The following is a 23,429-nucleotide window of genomic DNA, read 5'->3' as shown; positions in this document are numbered from 1 at the left end:
CGTGCCCGCGGGAACAGGAGCGTACCCTCGGCGGTTTGACGTCCAAGTCGGATAAGATAGGTGGATATATCGGCGAAATCGAAGGAGCGCGTATGACCTCACGGCCACGTCTTACCCTGTCTGCTGTCTTATTAAGCCTGTCGCTCGCATCTGGCATTGGCGCATTTCCCCTGTCGGCCGTGGCGGCGGATGACACGCCGGTAACGGTGGCGTCAAAGATCGATACCGAGGGTAGCTTGCTAGGCAACATGATCAAGTTGACACTGCAGGCGCATGGTGTGCCCGTCAACGACAAGATCGGTCTGGGTGCCACGCCGATCGTGCGCAAAGCGCTGGTCTCCGGTGAAATCGATGTGTATCCGGAATACACCGGTAACGCCGCGTTCTTTTATAACAAGGCATCAGACCCAGCGTGGAAGGATCCCGCGAAGTCCTATACCACCGCCAAAGCACTCGATGCACCCCAGCATCTTATCTGGCTGACGCCCGCTCCCGCTGATAATACCTGGGGTATTGCGGTGACCAGCGCGGCAGCCAGTGCGCACAAATTGAAGACACTCGACGATTTTGCGCGGTGGGTCGGGGCCAAGGATAGCGATGCCAAGTTGGCGGCGTCAGCCGAATTCGTCAATAGTGCCTCTGCGTTGCCTTCGTTCGAGAAGGCCTACCAGTTCGCGTTGAAGCCATCGCAATTGATTGTTTTGTCGGGGGGCGATACCGCGGCCACGATCAAAGCGGCTGCGGAACAGACCAATGGCGTCAATGCGGCCATGGTGTATGGCACCGATGGTGGGATTGCTGCCGCCGGCCTCGTCGTCCTGCTCGACAACAAGCACGTGCAGCCGGTGTATGCACCCGCGCCGGTAATTCGGGAGTCTGTGCTCAAGGCACATCCGCAGATCGCAGACTGGCTGAAACCGGTATTTGCCGGTCTTGATCTGAAGACACTACAAGCCTTGAACGCTCGCATACAGCTCAACGGCGAGCCGGCGGAAGTCGTCGCCGCCGCGTACCTGAAGTCCAAGGGCCTGCTGAAGTGACCGTTTCGGTTCCTGGGAATACGCGGCGCGACGCGTCCGGGTCGCGCACGCAAACCGCGGTGGCGAGATTCGCACGTGATCGGCTTGACCGCGTCGGCATGCTGTTGACACTGCTTATCGCTTACGCCGCATTTTGCCAGCCCTTCGTGCTATTCCGTGCAAACCGTATCGCCGCCGGCAAGGAGGTCTCGTTGCTGGCCTTGACCTCCGCCTGGCCGCCAGCGTTTTCCGATCACGCAGCCGCCGCGATCTCGGCCGACCCTGGCGGCAACCTGTTTCAGGTGCCGCAGGCCCCGCCTCCCCTACCCGTCATCACATGGCATGGCGCGACGATCCTGACAGCAGTACTCCTTGCCGTGTGCCTGCTATTCGTATGCCTGCGCAGCGGGGCATGGCTACGGGCCGCCGTTGGTGGGTTGTTGCTGCTGGCTGTGCTCGTCGCCCTTGGTGAAGCGCCGGCATTGCTCGTAAGCCCGACCCAGACGTTTGCGCGTGTGTCGCCGGGATCCGGTGCGTGGACCTTGGTGTTCGCGTTTTCGATCCTCGTGACCGATGCACTGGCCAAACACAGCTTGCTTCCCTGGCAACGGCTCGCTGTTTTGGCCGGCGTGCTCACCGTCCTCGCGTTCCTTTTCCATGCTGGTACCTGGGCTCGCCTTTCCGTGATACAGGAATATGCCGCGCGGGCAACCACCTTCTGGCATGAAGCGCGTCACCACCTGAGCATCGTGGGTGGCGCCGTTGGCGCCGCGCTGGTGGTGGGTATGCCACTCGGGATTGCCTGCACACGCATCACCGCGCTACGCATCCTCATGCTGCCGCTGTTGAACATCGTTCAGACAATACCAAGCATGGCGCTTTTCGGATTATTGATGGCGCCGCTTGGATGGCTCGCACTGCATAGCCCGGCGATGGCTGCGCTCGGCGTTCGCGGTATCGGCATGGCCCCAGCCATTCTGGCCCTTTTCCTGTACTCCTTGCTGCCGCTGACCGCGAGCGTGGTCACCGGCATCGGCGAAGTGCCGGAGACATTGATTGAAGCTGCCAATGGGATGGGTATGACCCGGCTGCAACGGCTCCGCATGATCGAATTTCCGTTTGCCCTGCCTGTGCTGCTCAGCGGCATTCGCATCGTGCTGGTGCAAAACATCGGACTGGCGGCTGTGGGCGCCCTGATCGGCGGCGGCGGGTTTGGCACGTTTATCTTCCAAGGCTTGGGGCAATCCGCCACGGACCTCGTCTTGCTCGGCGCCATGCCAACGTTGGCCTTGGCGTTGCTTGCATCAATCCTATTCAGTGCTTTTGCGGACATGAGTCGCATCGATGGTGATCTAACCACTGGTTCGCGTCGCAGTAGCGATAACCGCATCGACCGTGCCGCGGCGGCTTCCTCATCGCAAGACGATGCCGCCGCAACGCCTTACTGACCTCGTCCATCGTCGCCCATGACCGCGCGCCGCACGCCTCCCCCTGGCCCCCGTACCCTTTCCGGTCAGACCGATACCGACGATGTGGCCCATGCCCGTTCGTCCCGCGTGAGCGTGAGGCCGACGGCCGTCCTGGTCCTGCGCGTGACTGCCTTGGGGATGCTGGCTGCAGCGCTGGCGATATTCCTGACAAAACCGCAGTGGTTCGCGGCATGGTTCGCGCCCCTCACCGACTACGGCGCCCCCTCGATTTACAACCGCGACAGCCTTTGGAACCTGACGATGGCCCATCTGCTGCTGGTCGTGGAGGCCAGCGCCATCGGTGGATGCACCGCGATCACCGCGGCAATTATCGTGACGCGCGCCCCTGCCGCGGACTTCCTGCCGATTGCGCGAAGTATCGCCAACATCGCGCAGACCTTTCCGCCGGTCGCCGTGCTGGCGTTGGCCGTGCCGGCGCTTGGTTTCGGCGCCAAGCCGGTATTATTCTCGCTGACGTTGTATGGGCTGCTGCCTGTCTTCGAAAGTACGCTGGCCGGGCTGCAACGCATTCCGGAGGCGACGCGCGAAGCCGCCTTTGGCATGGGTATGAATGCATGGCAAAGGCTCTGGCAGGTGGAGCTACCGCTGGCGGGGCCTGTGATTTTTCACGGCGTCCGGCTGGCGGTCGTCATCAACCTTGGCACGGCGACAATTGGTTCGACCGTCGCGGCTTCCAGTCTGGGGGATGTGATCATTGCCGGATTGCAAACATCCAATACCGCCTTCATCGTACAAGGTGCCATTGTCATCGCGGCCCTGGCGGTGCTTATCTATGAAGTGCTCGGTGTTTTCGCACGCTGGCGCTGGCCCGTACGCTGATCCGGCGTCCGGACAGTCGTTTTTCCCCTGATCCGTCGCCTGGAGCGTGCTGTTGTCGCAGGATGGCCGCCTTTTTCCGGGTGTACCGGCGGCCCTGCGTTCCGTGAAGCATGCCGCATGCGATCTTCCCTGCAGCACTTTCGCAGGCAACATGTGCGAGGCACCGCACTCGGCCCTTGTCCCATGACGCAGCTTGTCGCACTTTTGTCATATCCCATCGCGAGACTGATGAATCTGCAATGAAGGAGTACCGGCATGAGCGTGAAAATCCGCAGCTATCTATCGCCGACCCTTGTTCTACTTGCGTTGGACTGGCCTGACGCGCCACAGCACCCGGATTTTCTCGGTTTTGCCATCAAGCGCACTCCCGGATTTCGAGACGATCGGAATGGCCTCCGAGCCGGCAGCAGTTGGTTACCAAATCGTCTGTCGTTCGGTGCCGCGACGCACGTGGCGCAGACCCGATCCGTCAACACGGACACCCCGAGCAACATCGCCCCCATCCAGAAATTCAGTTGGTGGGATGCGCGCTTCGACGACGCCGATCGCGAACATACGTTCCGCTATGACGTGTACCCGGTAACCGGCACGCCCGACACATTGACCGTCCGCACATCGGACAGGGCGACATGCAGTGTGACACTGCCCTCTCATACGGTGGACGGTATCGGCACCTGGTTCAACCGTGCCGTGGTCAGTTCGCAAGCATTTTCCCGGAAAATCGCGGCATTACATCTTCCTCCGGGCACGGCCCCCAACGCGCAGGATACGCTGGCATTGCGCGGCTGGCTCGCGAATGGCATGGAACACGTATTCGATACCATTCTGTCAGGCGCAAGCCGCGCCGTCGGGGCGGTCTATCACTTGACTGATCCGCTCTGGGCACTGCCCGCGCTATCGACATTTGGCAAGACCCATGGAAAAGACGCGGTTGCCATCGTCTACGACGCACACCAGGGAAAACAAAAAGGCCAGACCGCGACAACATCGCCAAATCAGATGGCGATTGATACGCTAGAAGGCAACGTCACGCTATTGCCGCGAGACAAAACCCATATCATGCACGACAAGTTCATCGTCTCCGATGGTCCGCACGCCGCAGGGAAACCGATGCGCCTGCTTGCCGGTTCGGCAAACTTCACGACGGAAGGCCTTACGGAGCAGGCAAACGTCCTGCATGTCTTCGATGCGCCACCGCTCGCTGCGCTCTATAACGAACGAGCACGATTGCTGGCGAGCAATCCCGTCATTGCCGCAACCGCCAATGCCGAACCGGGTTGGTCAGATCCGGTCACCGTGGGATCGGCCCGAATACGCGCCTGCTTTTCGCCAGAGCCGGGCGATGCGCGCAATCAAATCGACACCATCGTGACGACAATCGGCAAAGCGAAACATTCTGTCATGTTCTGCCTGTTCATGCCCACCGACGCCACGCTGCGGCAGGCGTGTTTCGATGCCGGTGACAAAGGCCTGACCATGTTCGGCCTTGTCAATCACATTAGCCCGGTGAAGGCGGGCGGAAACGACAAGGCCAGCGGGCAATCGGCACCGTTGAACGCTTCGGCGCTTGCAAACATGGCGCTCTACCATCGCAGCCAGCGGCAGCGCGATGTCATTGATGCGGCGCACTTTACCCAGGACACGGCCCCCGACGGCTTTCTACCCGAGTGGCAACGCTTCCCCGGCGCGAAGGCGCCGCCTTATACGCCGGTGATCATTCATCACAAGTTCGTCATCGTGGACGCCGATGGCAACGACCCCGTTGTTTATACTGGTTCGGCAAATATGAGCAAGAATTCCGAGCGCTACAACGATGAGAACCTGCTGGAAATTCGGGATAAGCGCATTGCGGCAATCTACCTTGCTGAATTCCTGCGACTCTACGAGCATTACCGCGCGCGTGCCATCGCGCTGACCGAGCGCAACAATGGTACGCCGTCGACATCATCACGACTGTCCTTGGCAACCGATGGCGCATGGGCCAGGAAATACTATGTCAAAGGCAGTCCGGAACAGAAATCGCGGATTGAATTGGCAGGCGATAACCATTCATAAATCAGGTAACGTAGACATTATCGCGGCGCAGCATTGGCTGCCGGCAAGGTCTTACCGCGGGCACAAGCAATGTCGAGGCATAAAGCGCCGCCCCAAACGTCATATCGTCACGTAGAATATTGGCACCACGTCATTCAGAACGTGTCCAGCGGCCCGCAAGCCGTATTGCCATTGCCTAGACCACGCCATGACCTGTCATTTCCCAACCGTACGCAGCCATGCCACGCACCGGGCCGCCACCACTTCGTTTGCGTCCGGCATCCTGGTCATCATGGCCACGCTGCTTTCGGCATGTGGCAGTACGCCGCCCGCCGCGACGTCGGGTAACCCGGTGATGAGCAGCGCGCCACTGACCGAATTACCACCGATCTACCTGCAGTCCTCGCGTCAGGCCGACGACGTGGCCCGATGCATGGGGCAACGATTGTTTGCGCGCGCGCAAAATGTCGACACGCCACGCGGCCCGGCGCAATTGATTCGATCGAACGGCTGGGACATCGTGATCAAGCAACAGGACAACGGCGCGACGCTCGTTGCCGGCGACTATCGCGACAATACCAAACGGCAGGCGGAACGCAGCGAGCCTGACGTGCGCTTCGCAGTGGCGCGATGCACGCTCTGATGACGTAGCGATCTTTTCACCGCACCACCGTCCAATCTTCGCGTGCCGCGCAGCCCCTTCGTGCACGCGTACCATCTTCACTTCCCCTTTCTTTACCTTTCATGAGCCTGGTGCTGTTCCTGCATGGCCGCTGACAGAACGTGATCGGACGGCACGACGGCTAGCCGTTTCAATCTTGCGTTGGAACGTTCTTCATTTCTCTCATGAGGTGTATGAATGGGTGATATGGTCACACCGGATTATTCAACTTTTGGCACCCCCGGCTTCGATTACAGCAGTGTATTCGCGGCGGACATGAGCGGCTCGGACGACATAACCAATTCGATTATTTCGTCGGTCCAGGGGGTTTACAACAATGCGTCAACCCAGATGCAAAGCGTCGACTGGTCTTCCATCCTGGGCGGTGGCGACGGCACGCCTGTACCAAAAGCCGATGACAAGCGTCCCGACGGGGACACCCGCTCCGCGCAGCAGATCATCGACGATGACCCGACGCTAAAGAATCTTGGCAATCAGAGTGGGGTGCGTGACAACCTGGACAAACAGGTTGGCGATTGGCAACACGATCCCGACGCCGCATATCGGGCCTCGGAAGTCGTCGATTTTATCGATACGGACAAAGCCTATGATGGTACCGACCGTGGCAGTGCCGCTGGTGACCACGACATCGAAGGCTTCACATCCGATAATGAAGCGCGTCACGGTACCGAGGCGGGGGAACTGCAAGATTTCGAGAAAAACGGCTATTCGCAGTTTCAGCAAGATGGACATATGCTCCAGACCACCAATGATTCACATGTGAACAAGGACGGCACAAACCAAGATAACTTCGAGTGGGGCATGAATCAGGTCGGCAATGTATTAGGGGGTCTTCTTGGGATGTTCGGTCTTTAAGGCTGATCGCCCGACGACGTCGGGCGGAGACAAGCGGGTCCGCGTCATGCCGTTATTCAGCCTTTGACAGACAGGTTGTGTACGTGGCGTACCGAAATAAAATACGGCGCGCGATAGGTAGCGCACGTCCCCCCTGCTTCTGCTTTCACCGATCGATGCTACGAAGCAGGTACGGCAACGCCTTAAACCGTGTCACGCCCGGGAACATTCAGATCCGAAAGGAATCGGCTGATCGACATCGTGTCGTCAATCGCCCATACACAATGAAACCATCCGGTTGGTATGACCAGAAGATCGCCGGGTTCGATCAGGACATCCACCCCTCGCGCCTTGGTGAATTCCGGAAAACGCACAAGATCAGGATGCTGTACATCGACGCGGCACGGGCGAAACGCATTGAAAGCGTCCATCGCATAGAGCAACGCGGCCTGTGCCGGACCATAAAGTCGGATGCGTTTGCGGCCCATGAGCTGGGCAAGAAACGAATTCTCGGTATCACAATGCAAGCGTGTTGCCAACGCGTCGCCGTGCCATGCGCCGAACCACCACTGCGCGGGCCCGAACACCTTGGGAGAAAACAGCGGCATCGCGAAGCGTTCCTCCCATTGCGGCGGAAGCGCGCAGCCTCCGGTATAAAGCGGCTGTCGAACGCGCGTCGCCGCGGCGCCCGGAGACAAGGCACTATCGGCCCATCCGGCCGTGGCGGCAGGGTCGCGGGCGATATCGTTGTCGCGCAAGCCTTCGCGACTATCCGGAAAGCAGGCATCGATGAACGCTTTCACGGTACGACAGACGTGACCACCAACGCTGATTCCTAGCGCTGTCTGCGCCTCACGGTCACGCCAATCGTTCACTGTCCAGCGTGTTTCCGGCCAGCGCAGCAGATTGCGCAGGACGAGCGGGCGACTAGCAGCGATTGCATCATGCACCGCGTATTCCACCTCGGTCCTAGTCGCGGACCCACACCCTCTTTGATCCACGGCAGAAAGTGAAAACGGCGCGCGAGACACGGCGCGTTGCAAGGCGTCACGCTGCGTGACGCTCGGTCGCTTCAGCAATTGCAAGAAATACGCTGCCGGCCAAGGCGTCTGGTCAATGCGGATGCCTCCCAGCGCGACACAGTCCGGGTGGCGGGGGTCGAATCGATCCGGCGCATCGAGCAGGATCGCGAATACGGGCTCTACAAGCGTAATCGTCGATCGCGCTGCCCCGGACGGCACCTCGTCCGTGATGGACGCGTTTTCAATATTCCACTTGATAGAAATCCGGTCCCCGAACACAAAGCAAACGGTCTGTCGCGCCCTGCCGGACAGGATGCATAATTCAACAATCGCCGGCGACACCGGTGGCACGTAGCAGGCGTTCAATCGCGCGCACATGTCGTCAAGCCGAGCGGACAGCGTTGGCGTTTCTTGCGAAGTAATCGCCCGCTCCGCGCCAACGGGAAAGCGCATTGTACGTGACGTACGCATGTCAGGCCCCCACGGACGACCGGCGAGCAAGGCTGTCATCTTTTACCCCTTTTCCGGACGCAATGGACATGCGCCTGTTTGCGATGACGCGTCCGCGATCGGCAACGGCTTACGCCAGTAGACGGCTTGACGATTGACACGAATCAATGGCGCGGTGATCCGATGTTGGCGACGGAATAGATCGACAGCCTGTGCACAGCCAGTGGGCAGGCCGTAGTCGTCGATGATCACGGCACCACCCGGCGACAGGCGCGGATACAATGCCTCCAGCGCATCGCGTGTCGAGTCATGCCAATCACCATCGAGACGCATCAGCGCAAGAGGCCCGGTGGGTGCATTCGGCAACGTCTCGTTGAACCAGCCCTTCAGAAAGCAAACACGGTCATCCAGCAGCCCTGCTCGAGCAAATGCCGCACGGACCGCATCAATGTCGGATTCCAGACATTTCGCCAGGCCCATCACATGGTTCCAGACGGCATCACGAAGATGTACGGCCGGGTCTGGCGACGGCAATCCAGCAAAGGAATCCGCCACCCAGACGCGCCGGGCAGGATCGCGAAACGCCGCCAACGCCGCGCGCATCAAGATCGTCATGCCACCGCGCCAGACACCCGTCTCGATGAAATCGCCAGGGATTCGCCGCGCGATCACGTCCTCGGCGAGTTCGATCACATTGTCGAGCAGCGCCCCTTCCGACATCGTCAGACATCGTGATTCGTGATGCATATGATTCAACGACACGGCGATCTTTGCCGGAGGAAAACCCGCCACTTCCGCCGCGGTCTTGCCGGCGGCGCTCAGCCACGGTGCAAAAACCCGATCAGCATCGGCGAGTCGTGCGATGCAATCGCTCTCGGTGATCGGACCGTGGAAGCACACGCCAGACGGCAATGCCGCACAAGGCGAAATGCCCGATGTCCGCGCGTCTAATGCACCGCTTACATAGCGTTTGACGATATCCAGATAAGCATGCGCGACCGAATGGATGCCACACTCCGACCCCACCGCGCGCGAGGACGTCGATGCGCCTTGCGCGGATACCGTCAGAGGCGACTCCGCCAACGGCCAGGACGCATTTGCCGGAACAGCCTGGGGCGATTCGATATTCATCCCGTTCTCCGTTAGCCTGCTACCAACCATTTGCATTCCCCACCATCCCGGAACGGGGCCGCGCACCGCGATCGATGGGTTGCACGTCACCATCACCGCCGTCATGGGCGTCATGGGCGTCAGCGCCATTCAACCCAGGTGCGCCATGCAACTGCGCCGCGACATGGACCAACGACACTTGATCACGGACCTGTGCAATGAAGATACCGATCATCAGCGCCAGCATCAGCACGGCCAACGCACCCTTGATCGGATGCGCCAATGCATTCAATTCAAGCTTCTGCGCAGTCTTTCCGACAAGCCCGAGGCCGAAGTCGACCAACAGCAGCAGCATCACGCACGGCGCCGCGAGCTTCGCAACGGTAACCATCAATGAATCGGTGGCATGTATTGCAAACGTCGCAAGAACCGCGGCCGGCACCGGTGTCGCGCTCTCCAGGGGCCACCATCCGTATGATTGGTACAACGCGCCGAGCAAAAACGTCATGCCACCCAATGTCCAGAACGCCACAATTGCGCATTGACTCATCAAGGTGGACGTAATCGTCGTTTGCTGCCCTTGGCTGGGGTTGCTCATCTGGACGTTGTTATAACCGGTCAAGTCATCGACGTAGGTACCTACCGCCTCAGCCACCCAGAACACCGGCGACACGACGAACGCCATCAACAATCCGATCACCGCCTCCTTGATGCAGAGAAACACAAGATGCCAGCCATGCAGCTCAGGCAGCATGGCTTGCTGACCGAGTGCGATGAAAGCGCTCCATAATACGACCAAGCCGTTGCGGATCGTGCCCTGCAGGACCTTGTCGCCGGTAGGCGGGAAGATGATCATGATCAACATCAAGCGCAGGCCGCACAGTGCCACCATTGTGAAAAACTGCATGAACGTCCCGCCCCATTGCGGAATGCCCGCGTTCAAGGCGTTCATCCCATCGCCTCCGCGATGCGTGCGGCGTGCTGCCGCGCGATATAGCGCACCACGGCCCCCTCTTCGGCCTCGTCATCCGCGACGTCATCCTCGACCCGTTGGGCCGCCAGATGCAAGGCGTCGATGCGTTTGCGACACACGTCCAGTCGTGCCTCGTTTTGCAAGATCGCACGCTGTGTCCGCGCGACATCGGCCTCGCACGCCTGCACTACCGCTTCGAGGCGAGGCAGATCAGCGACCAACGCATCCTTCTTCTTCGCCTGGGTCATGCGTTGATCCTGCCAAGCCAATACATCGTCGATCCGCACCGCCTGAGCGCCGCTCAGCAGCATGTCGATGCGCGCGTCCACGCCCGCGAGTTCGCCCTCCGCGTCCTCTATACGCGCACGCTGCTCGCTTTCACATGTTCGTGCATCAACCAGTGCGGCGCGCTCGGTGGCCAGTGTCTCGCGCAGTGTCCGTGCCAACCTCTCCAGGCGTTGCATCACGACGTGAAAACCCTTGACTTCGCGGCCCCGGTCACCCTTCGGTGGCACCCGTCGGCTGCGGCGTTCTTCTTGCTGCACTGCCATTGCACGCTCCCTGTTCGTCAAACCTGGTGCAACCTGTCCAACCAATCCAACGTCTGTTCAGGCACACTCGATTCGTCGGTGCGCTGACTGAGAAATTGACGGATCGGCTCTTGCTTCCGGACCGCTTCGTCGGCCACCGGGTCCGCGCCCTCGCGATATTCACCTAACTGAATCAATGTTTCGATATCGCGGTGTTTCGCCATCAGACGCCGCACATGACCAGCGGCGTCGCATTGCCGCCGACCAGCCACTTGCGGCATGACACGTGACAAACTCGCGCCAACATCGATCGCGGGATACTGATTCCGTGCGGCGATATCACGGGATAGGATCATATGGCCATCGAGAATGCCCCGGACTTCTTCCGCGATCGGATCACCACCGGTCTCGTCTTCCGCAAGGACCGTGTACAACGCGGTAATGGCACCGTGTTCGGATAACCCCGCGCGCTCCAATAATCGCGGCAGCTCCGCGAAGATCGATGGCGGGAATCCTCGCCGTGCCGGAGGCTCACCCGCGGCCAGGCCGATCTCGCGTTGTGCCCGGGCAAACCGCGTCAATGAATCCATCATCAGCAATACACTCTTTCCCTGATCACGAAAGTATTCCGCGATGGCGGTCGCCGCATACGCCGCCTTGACGCGTTCGATCGAGGAGCGATCAGACGTCGCGCAGACAACGATCGATCGCGCCATGCCCTCCGGCCCCAGGATGTCCTCGACGAATTCGCGCACTTCCCGCCCCCGTTCCCCAATCAGTGCAATGACGTTCAAATCACACTTCGTGCCGCGTGCGAACATGCCCATCAGCGTGCTCTTGCCCACCCCGGCCGGCGCAAAGATCCCCATCCGTTGCCCTTTCCCGAGAGTCAACATCGCATCCACCGCGCGCACGCCCGTGAACAAGGGGGACTTCAACAAAGGACGACTCATCGCATTTGGCGGGTCCGCGTGGATGGGCCGCGTCTCCGTGGCATCGATTGGGCCCTTGCCGTCAATCGGCCGCCCCAAACTGTCCACCACACGCCCGAACAAAGGATTGCCCACCGGAATAGTCAACGGTCGGCGCAGCGGCACGACCTGCGTATCACGGGAGACGTCGGAGACACGACCGAATGGTGACAACAACGCCGTATCGCGCGAGAAACCAACCACCTCCGCCTGTTGCAGCAGTTGCCCGTCAGGCGCCCGAAGTTCACACAACTCACCCATGCGGACGTCGACGCCAACGATTCGAATCAGCGTGCCAATCACCTCCAACACCTTGCCCTTGGTGGTCAAACCAGGCCGTGCGTCCAACTCCCAGGCAATCGCGTCCGTCAAGCGGGCGAGTTGCGCTTGGACCTTGATATCGCCGGCGCCCGACGACGCGTGGCGTCGGCCGCCCGGCTGCGCGTGGATGCCGGCGCGCGGATTGGCGCGTTGCGTCGTATCAGGTTCCGTGCCAGCATCGTCGACACGATCGATTTCATCGCGGTCCCGCATCGTCATGCGAAGGCTCCTTGCATCTGCTCCTTGGAGAGAGGCGGCGCCGGACATAGCGTCGACGGCGATGGCATGTGTCCCCATGTTCCTACTTGCCATGGTTCATCCGTGCCGCCGTCGTCATCATGGGGCGGGTGCTGGTCAACCGCACGTGTCACCGCCGCCCGCACCGCTTCTAGTTGTACTGACAGGCTCGCATCGAGGAAGCCCAGGTCACTGTCGCAGATACAACTGCCCGGCATCAACGAACGGTCTGCCGTCACGTCGACGCTGACGGAACGGCCACGCGCGCGCCATGCAACGGCAGCATCGTTGAAAGCATTGGCAGCCGCGTCGTATTCCTCCGGATGCACGCGAATACGCAATGTGCTGTTGTCGTCTATGATGCGTTCCACGGCTTGTCGTGCCTGTCCGAAAAGCACGGCGGGCGGCTGGTCCGCCACGATCCGCTCCACCGCCGCGACGACCAGATCCGCAACGCGTTGATGCACCGCCATCTGGACCTCACGGCGTGAGGCCAGCATCTTCGAGGTATGTTCATACCATTGCGCTAATGCCTCATGCCGCCCGGCTTCGAAGCCGCGCTCGCGCGCCGCATCGAATGCTTGCTGTGCCTCCGCATGCATGTCGCAGGCATCCCTGGCCGCCGCTTCGCGCACCGCATTAGCCTTTCCATGCGCGTCGGCCAGCACCACCCGATACGATCGCTCCAGGGCCAGATAGCCCTCGTCCAATGCGACAACACGCGATACCGCGTCGCGCGGTACGATATCGTCGTCGATGCCAATACCCTGCGGTACGTCGTCGCCGCACCCTTCCAGGCCGGCACGCCTTAGCCAAATAACCATGTCTGCTCCCCAAAGAAAGGCTGCAATTGATCGATGACACGGAAGCCGTCATGCCGATGCGCGTTCGGATTATCGACCGCGTACGCGTGCACCCACGGCAGCGTCGGCACATCTCGCGACCACATGAACCGCAGCAAAGCCATCGGTTCGAATCGCTCGCAAAACCCACCTGCGGCAAAGAGCGCGAAGCCTTCCCACGCCAGCGCGACATCGTTTATCTCGTCGAGAGGCGGCATGCCATGCTCCCGCATCAGTGGCGCCACTGCCGGCGCATGCGCCTGTTGCAACAACCAGCGAACGGTCGTCGAGGTATCGCCGCCAAGCCATTGCCCCAGCGTGACGCGACTCTCCCGGTCAACCCAGTAGCGCAGCTCGGCACGTCGAAAATGCAATGCCCTCAGTCGCAGGGCGCGCAATGCATCGTCCAGATGTAGCGCTGCGATACGAGACACCGACGTGGTGAAGCGATCGATCCCTGGCGGCGGGAAACCACTGGCGCCTAACCACTGCTCCACCGCGCAAGCCCGTTCCCGCAACGCGCTGCGTGACCGTTGCAATGCTTCGGGCCATGCCAGCAGCCAATGCATCGACGTATTCGCAGCGCCTTCCGGCATCAGCCAGCTCGGATCGATCCAATCGAACAGCGCCTCACGATTCGCATGGTAGTGACGCATGCAGGAAAGCAATCGTCTCGCCTGGCATGGCGGTTGATCGTTTGCCGATACCGTCGTGTCCGCGTTGCCACCTGACAAGTGTGCGTCGTCAAGCAGCATATCGCCCCGATCCGATCTGTCGGCGACGTGCTGGTCATTCGGGCCCGCCGCGTCTCGCGCCCACTCGTCATGGCCACCATCGGCATCGCGACAGGGCGCGTCGTCGCGATCCGCCCAGGCGGGCTGCGATTCCCGCCACTCCTCTACTGTCGTCGCCATTGTTCACCGCCACCATTCGCAACCGTTTAGTCCATATCGCGCGCGGCTAGCGTGAATCGGCCGCGTCGTCCCGTTTGAAAAGATTGCCGGGCAAGGCCGCCGCAAGCCTGCCCGCATCCAGTTTCGGCACCAGTCCCGCCACCCCACGCGGCGCGGCGCCCCCCGGTTGGGACGCCTGCCCCCGCCAGTTTCACCGCCCGCCGCCGCGTCTGACATCCGTTGACCCGCGGGCATCGAGGACGTGCCGTTACCCTGGCCTTTCCCCACCCTGGGGGTCGTTCCGTCCTTCGGCTTGCGGCGCATGGTCAGCAAAAGAACGATACCGGCGAGCAGAAATACGCCAACGGCGATGCGCATCGGTGACCACGTATCGGCGGCGTGCGTGGCGGAAATGACATCCATCGGGTCGGCCGGCACCGATGTCACACTGACTTGGTCATACGACAGGCCCTCGACACTATGGACCACGAGATTCTTGATCTGAGGCGTCAACGTCGCCAGATTGGCATCCGGCTGATACTTGATGAATACGGAGGCGGACGACGGCTTGACGGCATTGGCAAGCGGATCGTTATCCGGCAATACGATGTGAACACGTGCCACCACCACACCATCGATCTTAGACAATGTGTCCGACAACTCCTGGGAAACGCCGTAGATAAAGCGCACCCGTTCCTCGGTGGGCGTGGAGACCAGGCCATCTTTCTTGAAAAGCTTGCCTAGATCGTCGTAGCGATTCGCCGGCAGACCGTCCTGGCGCAGTACATCCATCGCCTTGACCATCTGACCTTCCTCGACCTTCGCGCTCCATGTCTTGCCACCGTCCGGCGATACCTTTTCCGCGTCGATACCTGCCTCGAGCAACGCTGCAACCATCTGGTTGCAATCACGTTCGCCGAGGTTGCCGTACAGTTCCTTTTTGCAGCCGCTCAACGTCAACGCCATCGCCAACGCCGCGCCGAAAACGACGCCACGAACCATGGGGCCGTCACGACGCGACTTGATCACCATGCGCGCAGCATGGCGGGATGCCAAAGAATCGATCGCCTCCACGTCGCAAGACACATCGACGTCATCGGCGAACGTATGTGAGAAAGCCTTTAATGGAGCGCTCATATCATTGATTCTTCATCAAGGTTTCGATCGCGTCCTTGGACGAGTTGACCACGCTCATTTTCATCTGCAAATCGACCTGCATGCTTGCGGCCTCTACCTGCACCTGTGTCATTGCGGTGGTCAGTTCCCCCATCGACATGCTGTTCGCGTTGTTCAACATGTACAGCATATCGTTCGACACATAGGTGAAGGCTTCATCCTCACCCTCGACGAGTTTAGATATAACCGTTCCCGCGTCACCTGTCGGTGCGGACGGTCCTACGCGCGACGTGCGCATCATCTCTGCGAAATTGTTTCCCTGATGCGCGAGAGACGCGATTTCCGGCTCGCCCTTGATCTGCATTTGCTCATGGACCGATTGCGTGCCATGGGCATCCGGGGCGAGGGCCGGCTCCTTCGTCATCAGTGCCGAGTGCAAATGGGACACACCAAGAGCGGCATCCATTATCAATCTCCTATCTATAAAATGGAATACATCCGATCACAGGCGCAGATATTGGCTGTAGTCGCTGTTGGTGATCGTCTCCATCGGTTGCATGCCGGTCTCCTGTGGCGCACCACTCGCGCTATGTGGCCCAAGCACATCGTGCCTCGTCCTCGACTCGCGCTGGTGTATCGGATAACTGGCGTAGTCGTCACGTAACCGCTTCAGCGATTCGGGCTCGTTGAATTCGCCAGTGGCGTATGCATCTTCGCGGGCCTTCTCCATATCATTGCGTGCGATGACCGCATAGACGAGTGAACGCGCTTCCGGGGTCAGCTTATCTTGATGCAGTAATTGTTCGGCTTCGATCTTCCAATCCGAATTGCCGCTAGCACTCAGGCAGTAGACAAGCATCGCACGGCTGCCTGGCATGCAACGGTCCTGCGACACCAGTGTCGAGAACAATGCGATAGCGTCGTGCCATTCGCCACGTACCACGTGTACAAACCCATCGAACAGGTTGAGTTCCGTCAGCGTCGGCCGCAGCACATGCATTGCGTCCAGCAATGCCGACACATCGGCAACGTCTAGTCGTGGCGACGGAAATTGATCAATCACCGCCATTCGGACAATTTCGATCAAGCCACCGATCAGTTCATGGCTGCACTGCTTGTATTCCGTTTTCGCGTTCATATCCAGTCTCTTAAAAATGACGAGGGTCGTGAGGGGTGTGGATCGGACGAGCGAAAGGTAGCAAGCGGGAGTTTTTTCAAGATGCATGCATCCGAAGCGACCCGCTCGTTTGCGAAGCCGGCATCGATTATCCATTTGCGCCGTTTCCCGGCTTCGCACGACCGATACCACGCGATCAGAAATCTATCGGCCATTCGCAATACCCTCAGAGCCCTGCACTAACGCGGCGTCACGCAAACGCAGGACGTCGCGCCGATCGGGCTTCGCGAATTCCCGCACGGCTTCGCCCGACGCAGCGGCATGGGCAAGGCAGTTCGGTAACGTGCCCACTATCCCAAGGACAGCATTGAAAAGCGACGATGGCTGACGAAAAACTGAAGCCCCCACCCAGAAGAAACTCGATGACGCGCGCAAAAAGGGGTCGAACGCGAAGAGTCCGGATCTGGTCTCCGCCGCATTGCTGCTAGCGGCGTTGGTCGCCTTGCAACTGGGGGGAAACGATGTACTGGATGTACTGCGCCAGATACTGGACATTGCGCTGGGTTTCATGTCAACAGACCGATCCACGCAGGCGATGATGTCCGCGCTATTTCATATTCTGGGTGTCTGTGCGGTTATCAGTACCGTTATTGCCGTCATCGGCATGCTGGCAGCCGTGTCGGGAACGATGACGCAGGTGGGTGTCCGGTTTTCAATGGAGCCGGTGATGCCCAAACTCAGTTCGGTCAACCCGGCCAGCGGCATCAAGCGCCTTTTCTCATGGAAATCCCTGCTCGACATCGCAAAGATGACGATCAAGGCCATTATTCTCGGCATCGTCCTGTGGAAAACGATTACCGATCTTTTTCCGATTGTCACGCATGCGTTATACCAACCTTTGCCGCAACTATCCGCGATGCTGTGGAGTGCTTTTCTCAAATTGATCGGCGTCGCCTTCCTAATTTACCTGGTGATCGGCGCCACGGATTGGAAATTGCAGCATTTGATATTCATGCACTCGCAGAAAATGACGAAGGACGAGGTCAAGCGTGAACGGAAAAATACGGACGGTGACCCAAAAATAAAAGGCGAACGAAAGAAGCTCGCGAAGGAGTTGATGCGCGGTGATCCCCGACCCGCGGCAGTGGCGCGCGCGAATGTCCTGGTGGTGAATCCCACGCACTATGCCGTGGCAATCCGCTACGCACCTGAAGAATATCCACTACCGGTCGTGCTCGCGAAAGGCATCGACGCCGAGGCGGCATTTCTACGACGCCTGGCCACTCGGCATGACATCCCGATCGTCGCCAATCCGCCGGTCGCCCGAGCGCTGCATGCCGTTGATACCAACACGGCCATACCGGAACCGATGTTCGAAGTGGTGGCGGCCATCCTGCGATGGGTTGACAGCGTCGCGCCTCATTGCACGGCACGGCACGCCGCCGGTGAAACCATCCCCACCGCGCCGATTTCTAACATCTCCTTATAACGTCTTCGTTGGAGTCTTTGCATGTTCAAGACATTGAAACTGCCGGGTGGCGGTGAAATAGGCGTAGCGCTTCTGTTGATCGCGATCATCTGTTTAATGATTCTGCCGCTGCCGCCTGACGCCATCGACGTCTTGCTGTCGATCAATATATGCGTCAGCGTCACGCTATTAATGGTGACACTGTATATCCCGCAGATCACCCTGCTGTCGTCGTTTCCTTCGATACTGTTATTCACCACGCTTTATCGGCTTTCGCTAAACATCGCCTCAACGAAATCGATCCTGCTGCATGCCGATGCGGGCACGATCATCGAAAGCTTTGGGGAACTCGTCGTCGGCGGCAATCTGGTAGTGGGACTGGTGGTATTCCTGATCATCACCACGGTGCAGTTCATCGTCATCGCTAAGGGGTCGGAACGGGTTGCCGAGGTAGGCGCCCGCTTCACATTGGACGCGCTGCCAGGAAAGCAAATGAGCATCGATGCCGATCTACGCGCGAATATCCTGACCGCGGACGAAGCACGCCGCAAACGCGCGCGCCTTGCCGTGGAGAGCCAGCTCTATGGCGGCATGGACGGCGCCATGAAGTTCGTCAAGGGTGATGCAATCGCAGGCCTGATCATTACACTCGTCAACATGGTCGCCGGGATCGCCGTTGGGGTCGCCTATCACGCCATGACGGCGGGGGAGGCGGCAAACCGCTTCTCCATCCTGTCCATCGGTGACGCGATGGTGTCGCAAATTCCGTCCTTGCTTATTTCCGTCGCGGCGGGCGTGATGATCACCCGTGTCTCCGATGAAAGCCAGGATGGCGGCAGCTCCCTCGGCAACGAAATCTTGATGCAAGTCGCCGGCAATGCCCGTGCGCTCTATTTCTCCGCGGTCATGCTATGCGGCTTTGCCGCAGTCCCGGGCTTCCCCTGGCCCTTGTTCCTGTTGCTGGCTAGTGTATTGGCGTTTAGCGGCTATAAGTTAAAGAACAAAGAGGGCGGGAAGCAGCCCGCCCGCGGCGAGTCGGTCACGGCGTTGCAACGAGCAGGTGCAAAAGCGGATACGCCATCCATTCTCAAACAGGCGCCGCAATTCACGAGTGCGCTAGGTGTGCGATTGTCTCCTGACCTGATCGGCAGACTGTCGCCCAGCTTGTTGAACGACGCATTCGATGCGCAACGCCAGCAGTTACAGGAATTATTGGGCTTGCCCTTTCCCGGCATCCTGATGTGGCCCGGTGCAGACTTGCCCGCCGATACGTACGAAATCCTGATTCACGACGTACCAGCATCACGGGTAACCCTCCCGGCCGGCAAGGTGTTGGTCCCCGGCGCCGCGACAGACCCGCAATTAGCCGCCGCCTGCGAACCGGGACCGGCTGCGGGCGGATTGTCGCAAGGCTATTGGGCCGGAGAACGGCAATTGCCATCAACAATCACCGTATGGCGGTCCGAAGAAATCATTGCCAACGAGACAATCGCACAACTGCGTGCTCGTGCACACCTGTTTGTCGGCATTCAGGAAACGCAGTGGGTCCTGGATCAACTCGGGGCGGATTACCCCGGGTTGGTGGCTGAAGTGCAGAAAGCCTTGCCGCTTCAGAGGATCGCCGATGTGCTGCGCCGCTTGCTCGAAGAGTCGATGTCTATCCGCAACGCGCGCAGCATCATGGAAAGCCTTGTTATATGGGGTCCGAAAGAAAAAGATATGCTGATGCTTGCGGAATACGTGCGAGGCGACCTGTCCCGTTACGTCGCCTACCGGGCGGCCCGGGGTAACGCGACGCTCGACGCGGTCCTGTTCGGAAACGATGTCGAACAGCATATCCGGCAGTCGATCAAGCAAACGCCGACGGGCAACTTCCTCGCCTTGCAACCGGATCAAATCCAGTCCTTATGTGAGCGCATCACCGCCTATGCGGGCAGCATGCCGCGCGATGACATCGCATTGGTGACATCGATGGATATACGCCGGTATGTGCGCCGGATGATTGAAAGCCGGATCGCGTGGCTACCGGTCTTCTCTTATCAAGAGCTGGGCGAACATGTTGAATTGCGTCCACTGGGGCGCGTCACCCTTTGATTCGCCTTTTTTTAGACCGTCGCATACGTTCGTGATGCGACGCAGCGCATATCTCCACCTTGGAAGGCAGGCGTGAGCCAACCCATTCGTCCACGCATCGTGCCGCCGTCAGACGTGGCCACCAACAGTGGTCCTTCAGTTTATGGCGCGGATGCATTGTCCATTGCGCGTGACGGTGCTGTCGACGTCGCATTGGGGCGGGGTCGGCGCGACGCGCCCGCGAATAGCGTATCGCCCCAACTGCGCCGCGCAGGCATCGATTATGAAAGGTTGCTTCGTGTCGCACGTGAACGCAATGAACGGGCCGCGCGCCTACTGGGAAAATGCGATGCATCGTCCGGCGGGCTGGCAGACGTCAACGCGTCGGGGACAAAGGCCGATCCTCGAGACATGCAGCACGACGCATCGAGGCAGCAAGACACAGCAGCGAATCCAGCGGAAGATCATGTGCCAGATAGCGTATGTCATCTCGAAAATAAGCTTGCAAGCGATCCCGATTATGCTTACGCCGGAGACTTCGATACCCTGGTTCACGCAGGTGGCCCGGAAACACTGCGGTTGGCTACATTGGCGCGTGAGCAGAGGCTTTCTGGCTTGTCCGCGCCGGTCCTCGCGCAACTGGCGCGACAGCAAGCGCAAGTTGCGCGACTGATGCACTTCCTTGCAGACCGGCTCGCCGACTTCTGCTGTGACGAAGCGATCATCGCCAATGGTAACTGGACCATCGATATCCAGCTTGCCGCCACGTTGCTGCCGGATTGCGCCTTGCGTCTGACGCTTTCGCATTTTGATTTGATGCTTCGCTTCAAGGTATCGGATCAGATGACCCAAAAGATACTCTTGCTGCACAAACACTTGCTGCGAAACCGATTGGTTGCTTTGCTGAACCAACTCGCCACGCCACGTGACGTCCAGATCGATATCACCTGACGCGTCTTCCAGTTTGCGATCTCGCGGCAATTGCTAATCATGGCAAGCACGCCAAAGCCAACCACATTAACGTTGGGACACACCAAAGCGATGACTTCGATGCCACGCTACGTCAAGCCTAAGGGCTTGCCGCTCGCCCTCTCCGGCGGCGCGACTCTCCCCGCACCGTTGACAAGCTCAATCGGACTGGCCAACCGCACCGCGAACCGTCCCACGAATACCCTCGCCAAGCATCGTGGCAACGCAGCGACCGAATCGTGTACCGAAGGCCAATGGCTGACAGGCGTGCATCGGCCCGATGCAGAAGGCCCCGGACAAGGTCGCACGATCGATATCGCCAGCGGTACGGTCTGCACATGGCGTCCGTTACGTGACAGCGCCCATCAATTACCGCGCTTCACGCCCAACAGCGCGCGACTAAGCCGCCTGCTTTGTGACGCGCGTGTTCCGGCTACGTTGGCACAGGACTTCGGCATCTCGCAATGGCGCCTCGTCTTGAATGGCAGCAATGCCAACGCAGCGGACACGAACGGCACAGCGGGATCACCGCGCTCAGGGACGCAAGCGCCATCGTGGGTGTGGATAGCGCTGCAACACGAGCGCGGGACGGCCCGCATCGGCGTTGATCCGCATCTTTATCCAGCATTGGCCAGCGCAGCCACCATCGCTCAGCCGACCATGCCGCCTGCATCCAGGCATGACGTGACACCGGAGCAACATTGGCAGACAGGCACGTCCACGGCGTCCTTTATCGGTATGCCGGACGCGCTACGCCATACGGTAACGGCTATGATACTGGCCCCGCTGCTTGATGCATTCGGACAATTGGGACTCGAGGACCTCATTGTCAACGATATCCGGCACGGCACCAGCGCCACCACCGTGGACCGACAAAACCTTGCGCGTCTACACCTTCATTTCACGCTCGACGATCATCATCACAAAGGCGTGATCGATCATATCCCGTCGCGCTGGCTCGAACGCCTCGAACACCGGTTCTCGCAACAGCGCATCCCGTTTGGCGGTGTGATCAGTGCGCTGCGCATTCCCGGCTATCTCGTACTGGGTGCGCGCACCCTATCCGTGCGCCAGCTGAATGCCCTGCGTCCCGGCGACATTGTTCTTCGTGCGATACAGCAATCGCTGACACCATGGTTTCGCGCGCAATCGACGCAATGGCGGAATGACGACACCGCTGTCGACGCGAAACACGCAACCCCGCATCGCGATATTGCCGCACGTATCGAATGGGGCGTCCCTGGCGCGCGCCAGTGGGTAACCCCCATCTTGCTGTCCGGCACCCGTATCACACTCAACCAGGACCCCTTCATGCCTTCGCATCCTTCCTCCCGCGACGTAACGGAACGTGACGAAACCCTTGGCCACAAGGGTTCCAATGCTTACCAGGTCAGCCGCGCCGATGACCTGGCCCGTCTGAACAATCTCGACGAAGCGGGCGACGGCGACTGGAAAGACCCATTAGAAGACCGCGATATGACAGACGAGCCGACATGCGAGGACGGCGCACAGGAGCAAGATGCGGTCCGGCAAGAGCATGCCACGAAGTCTCTCGACGACCTCGATCTTCCAATCCGCTTCGAAATCGAGACCGTCACGTTGCCGCTGGTCCAACTGTCGGCGTTGCGCAGCGGTTACGTGCTGGAGTTACCCACGACCTTGGCCGATGCCCGCGTCCGAATGGTGTCATATGGCCAGGTGATCGGCACCGGCGAACTGGTGACCATTGGCGAACATCTCGGCGTACGCGTTCTCGATATCGCAAACGGCCATGATCCAGTTCAGTGACTTTACCGGGATGCTGATCGCGGTTCTCGCGATCAGCATGATCCCCTTCATCGCCATGGTCGTCACGTCGTACGCCAAAATCGTCGTCGTGCTCGGACTGCTTCGCAACGCGATGGGCGTGCAGCAAGTGCCCCCGAACATGGTGCTCAACGGCATTGCCATTCTGGTATCCATCTACATCATGGCACCCGTCGGCATGAGCGCATTCGATACGCTGCAGCACGAGCAGGTATCCAACGAGCCTTCGCAGATGATGATCCAGGCGTTCGGCGCCGCGCGCGAGCCCTTTCGTACATTTCTGCAAAAGCATGCCAAGGAACGCGAGAAACGCTTCTTTCTGCGTTCAGCCAAAGTGGTCTGGCCTGCCGCCATGGCGTCGCAGCTACGCGAAGACGACTTGATCGTGCTGGCCCCGGCCTTTACGCTGACAGAGATGACCGATGCGTTCAAGATTGGCTTTCTTTTGTACATCGCCTTCATCGTCGTCGACCTGATCGTCGCGAACGTTCTGCTGGCGATGGGCCTGAACCAGATACAGCCGACCAACGTCGCGATCCCGTTCAAATTACTGCTCTTCGTGGCAATGAGCGGCTGGTCCGAGTTGATACACGGACTCATCATGACGTATCGCGTATAGCAATGCTATCCGACACGGCCTCTTACCGGAATAC

The 23,429-nt window shown here is 59.7% G+C and carries 20 protein-coding genes and 1 pseudogene; 11 read left to right on the top strand and 10 right to left on the bottom strand.

Features of this window, described 5'->3' with window-relative positions; translation table 11 throughout:
* Positions 1-92: 92 nt before the first annotated feature.
* From osmF to WM40_RS15690, 6 genes are all read left to right on the top strand, one after another.
* Complete coding sequence (gene osmF, locus WM40_RS15715) at positions 93-1,040, top strand: glycine betaine ABC transporter substrate-binding protein OsmF (protein WP_046153356.1); 948 nt, start codon at positions 93-95, stop codon at positions 1,038-1,040.
* A complete protein-coding gene (locus WM40_RS15710; protein ID WP_413783808.1) occupies positions 1,037-2,467 on the top strand; it encodes an ABC transporter permease in 1,431 nt (476 codons plus the stop codon). The genes osmF and WM40_RS15710 overlap by 4 nt, the downstream gene beginning before the upstream one ends.
* Positions 2,468-2,626: 159 nt before the next feature.
* Positions 2,627-3,328: an ABC transporter permease gene (locus WM40_RS15705; protein ID WP_236693549.1), complete on the top strand. Its 702-nt coding sequence runs from the start codon at positions 2,627-2,629 to the stop codon at positions 3,326-3,328.
* A gap of 255 nt (positions 3,329-3,583) precedes the next feature.
* A complete protein-coding gene (locus WM40_RS15700) occupies positions 3,584-5,383 on the top strand; it encodes a phospholipase D-like domain-containing protein (RefSeq protein ID WP_024905077.1) in 1,800 nt (599 codons plus the stop codon).
* Positions 5,384-5,570: 187 nt separating this feature from the next.
* Positions 5,571-6,005: a hypothetical protein gene (locus tag WM40_RS15695; RefSeq protein WP_024905076.1), complete on the top strand. Its 435-nt coding sequence runs from the start codon at positions 5,571-5,573 to the stop codon at positions 6,003-6,005.
* A 216-nt stretch (positions 6,006-6,221) separates the two neighbouring features.
* Entirely contained in the window at positions 6,222-6,899 is a 678-nt protein-coding gene (locus WM40_RS15690) for a hypothetical protein (RefSeq protein ID WP_051504646.1), read from the top strand.
* 182 nt (positions 6,900-7,081) lie between these two features.
* On the opposite strand, the gene WM40_RS28000 is transcribed toward WM40_RS15690, so the two are convergent.
* The 10 genes from WM40_RS28000 to WM40_RS15635 all read right to left on the bottom strand — a co-directional run bounded on the left by WM40_RS28000 (position 7,082) and on the right by WM40_RS15635 (position 16,481).
* Positions 7,082-8,410: a cupin-like domain-containing protein gene (locus WM40_RS28000; protein WP_051504645.1), complete on the bottom strand. Its 1,329-nt coding sequence runs from the start codon at positions 8,408-8,410 to the stop codon at positions 7,082-7,084.
* 3 nt (positions 8,411-8,413) lie between these two features.
* On the bottom strand, positions 8,414-9,481 hold the full coding sequence (locus tag WM40_RS27995; RefSeq protein ID WP_024905074.1) for a TylF/MycF/NovP-related O-methyltransferase: 1,068 nt from the start codon (positions 9,479-9,481) through the stop codon (positions 8,414-8,416).
* Positions 9,482-9,500: 19 nt separating this feature from the next.
* Positions 9,501-10,412, bottom strand: coding sequence for a type III secretion system export apparatus subunit SctT (gene sctT / locus WM40_RS15675; protein WP_024905073.1), 912 nt, complete (start codon positions 10,410-10,412; stop codon positions 9,501-9,503).
* The gene (locus WM40_RS27990; protein ID WP_024905072.1) at positions 10,409-10,984 is read right to left on the bottom strand and encodes a hypothetical protein; all 576 of its coding nucleotides are present in this window, start codon (positions 10,982-10,984) and stop codon (positions 10,409-10,411) included. The genes sctT and WM40_RS27990 overlap by 4 nt, the downstream gene beginning before the upstream one ends.
* A 17-nt stretch (positions 10,985-11,001) precedes the next feature.
* A complete protein-coding gene (sctN, locus tag WM40_RS15665; RefSeq protein WP_046153350.1) occupies positions 11,002-12,333 on the bottom strand; it encodes a type III secretion system ATPase SctN in 1,332 nt (443 codons plus the stop codon).
* Between the two features lie 137 nt (positions 12,334-12,470).
* Positions 12,471-13,316, bottom strand: coding sequence for a type III secretion system stator protein SctL (gene sctL / locus WM40_RS27985; RefSeq protein ID WP_052738358.1), 846 nt, complete (start codon positions 13,314-13,316; stop codon positions 12,471-12,473).
* Positions 13,301-14,248, bottom strand: coding sequence for a type III secretion protein HrpB4 (locus WM40_RS15650; protein WP_046153316.1), 948 nt, complete (start codon positions 14,246-14,248; stop codon positions 13,301-13,303). The genes sctL and WM40_RS15650 overlap by 16 nt, the downstream gene beginning before the upstream one ends.
* Before the next feature lie 3 nt (positions 14,249-14,251).
* A complete protein-coding gene (sctJ, locus tag WM40_RS28840) occupies positions 14,252-15,229 on the bottom strand; it encodes a type III secretion system inner membrane ring lipoprotein SctJ (RefSeq protein ID WP_413783810.1) in 978 nt (325 codons plus the stop codon).
* Positions 15,230-15,365: 136 nt separating this feature from the next.
* A complete protein-coding gene (locus WM40_RS15640) occupies positions 15,366-15,809 on the bottom strand; it encodes a hypothetical protein (protein WP_024905067.1) in 444 nt (147 codons plus the stop codon).
* Positions 15,810-15,845: 36 nt separating this feature from the next.
* Complete coding sequence (locus WM40_RS15635; RefSeq protein ID WP_024905066.1) at positions 15,846-16,481, bottom strand: HrpB1 family type III secretion system apparatus protein; 636 nt, start codon at positions 16,479-16,481, stop codon at positions 15,846-15,848.
* Between the two features lie 382 nt (positions 16,482-16,863).
* Between WM40_RS15635 and WM40_RS15630 the strand changes: the two are divergent.
* The 5 genes and pseudogenes from WM40_RS15630 to sctR all read left to right on the top strand — a co-directional run.
* Positions 16,864-17,949, top strand: a pseudogene (locus tag WM40_RS15630) (EscU/YscU/HrcU family type III secretion system export apparatus switch protein); the annotation flags it as partial.
* A 21-nt stretch (positions 17,950-17,970) separates the two neighbouring features.
* Entirely contained in the window at positions 17,971-20,022 is a 2,052-nt protein-coding gene (gene sctV, locus WM40_RS15625; RefSeq protein WP_024905064.1) for a type III secretion system export apparatus subunit SctV, read from the top strand.
* Positions 20,023-20,094: 72 nt separating this feature from the next.
* Positions 20,095-20,952, top strand: a complete 858-nt coding sequence (sctP, locus tag WM40_RS27980; RefSeq protein WP_157685818.1) for a type III secretion system protein SctP — start codon at positions 20,095-20,097, stop codon at positions 20,950-20,952.
* Positions 20,953-21,042: 90 nt separating this feature from the next.
* Positions 21,043-22,758 carry a type III secretion system cytoplasmic ring protein SctQ gene (sctQ, locus tag WM40_RS32310; RefSeq protein ID WP_157685817.1) on the top strand — a complete coding sequence of 572 codons (1,716 nt, stop codon included), beginning with the start codon at positions 21,043-21,045 and terminating at the stop codon, positions 22,756-22,758.
* On the top strand, positions 22,742-23,395 hold the full coding sequence (sctR, locus tag WM40_RS15610) for a type III secretion system export apparatus subunit SctR (protein ID WP_024905061.1): 654 nt from the start codon (positions 22,742-22,744) through the stop codon (positions 23,393-23,395). The genes sctQ and sctR overlap by 17 nt, the downstream gene beginning before the upstream one ends.
* Positions 23,396-23,429: the final 34 nt, after the last annotated feature.

The organism is Robbsia andropogonis, assembly GCF_000970345.1.
In the GTDB taxonomy this organism is placed as follows: domain Bacteria; phylum Pseudomonadota; class Gammaproteobacteria; order Burkholderiales; family Burkholderiaceae; genus Robbsia; species Robbsia andropogonis.
This window is presented reverse-complemented; position numbering and strand designations above follow the sequence as displayed.

Coding starts and splice junctions, on each gene's coding strand:
- WM40_RS27995 (WP_024905074.1), bottom strand. CDS start 9,481: ATGAATATCGAATCGCCCCAGGCTGTTCCGGCAAATGCGTCCTGGCCG.
- sctT (WP_024905073.1), bottom strand. CDS start 10,412: ATGAACGCCTTGAACGCGGGCATTCCGCAATGGGGCGGGACGTTCATG.
- sctL (WP_052738358.1), bottom strand. CDS start 13,316: ATGGTTATTTGGCTAAGGCGTGCCGGCCTGGAAGGGTGCGGCGACGAC.
- sctV (WP_024905064.1), top strand. CDS start 17,971: ATGTTCAAGACATTGAAACTGCCGGGTGGCGGTGAAATAGGCGTAGCG.
- sctQ (WP_157685817.1), top strand. CDS start 21,043: ATGACTTCGATGCCACGCTACGTCAAGCCTAAGGGCTTGCCGCTCGCC.
- WM40_RS15705 (WP_236693549.1), top strand. CDS start 2,627: ATGCTGGCTGCAGCGCTGGCGATATTCCTGACAAAACCGCAGTGGTTC.
- WM40_RS15650 (WP_046153316.1), bottom strand. CDS start 14,248: ATGGCGACGACAGTAGAGGAGTGGCGGGAATCGCAGCCCGCCTGGGCG.
- osmF (WP_046153356.1), top strand. CDS start 93: ATGACCTCACGGCCACGTCTTACCCTGTCTGCTGTCTTATTAAGCCTG.
- sctR (WP_024905061.1), top strand. CDS start 22,742: ATGATCCAGTTCAGTGACTTTACCGGGATGCTGATCGCGGTTCTCGCG.
- WM40_RS15695 (WP_024905076.1), top strand. CDS start 5,571: ATGACCTGTCATTTCCCAACCGTACGCAGCCATGCCACGCACCGGGCC.
- sctJ (WP_413783810.1), bottom strand. CDS start 15,229: ATGGTTCGTGGCGTCGTTTTCGGCGCGGCGTTGGCGATGGCGTTGACG.
- WM40_RS15635 (WP_024905066.1), bottom strand. CDS start 16,481: ATGAACGCGAAAACGGAATACAAGCAGTGCAGCCATGAACTGATCGGT.
- WM40_RS27990 (WP_024905072.1), bottom strand. CDS start 10,984: ATGGCAGTGCAGCAAGAAGAACGCCGCAGCCGACGGGTGCCACCGAAG.
- WM40_RS15640 (WP_024905067.1), bottom strand. CDS start 15,809: ATGGATGCCGCTCTTGGTGTGTCCCATTTGCACTCGGCACTGATGACG.
- WM40_RS15690 (WP_051504646.1), top strand. CDS start 6,222: ATGGGTGATATGGTCACACCGGATTATTCAACTTTTGGCACCCCCGGC.
- WM40_RS28000 (WP_051504645.1), bottom strand. CDS start 8,410: ATGACAGCCTTGCTCGCCGGTCGTCCGTGGGGGCCTGACATGCGTACG.
- WM40_RS15700 (WP_024905077.1), top strand. CDS start 3,584: ATGAGCGTGAAAATCCGCAGCTATCTATCGCCGACCCTTGTTCTACTT.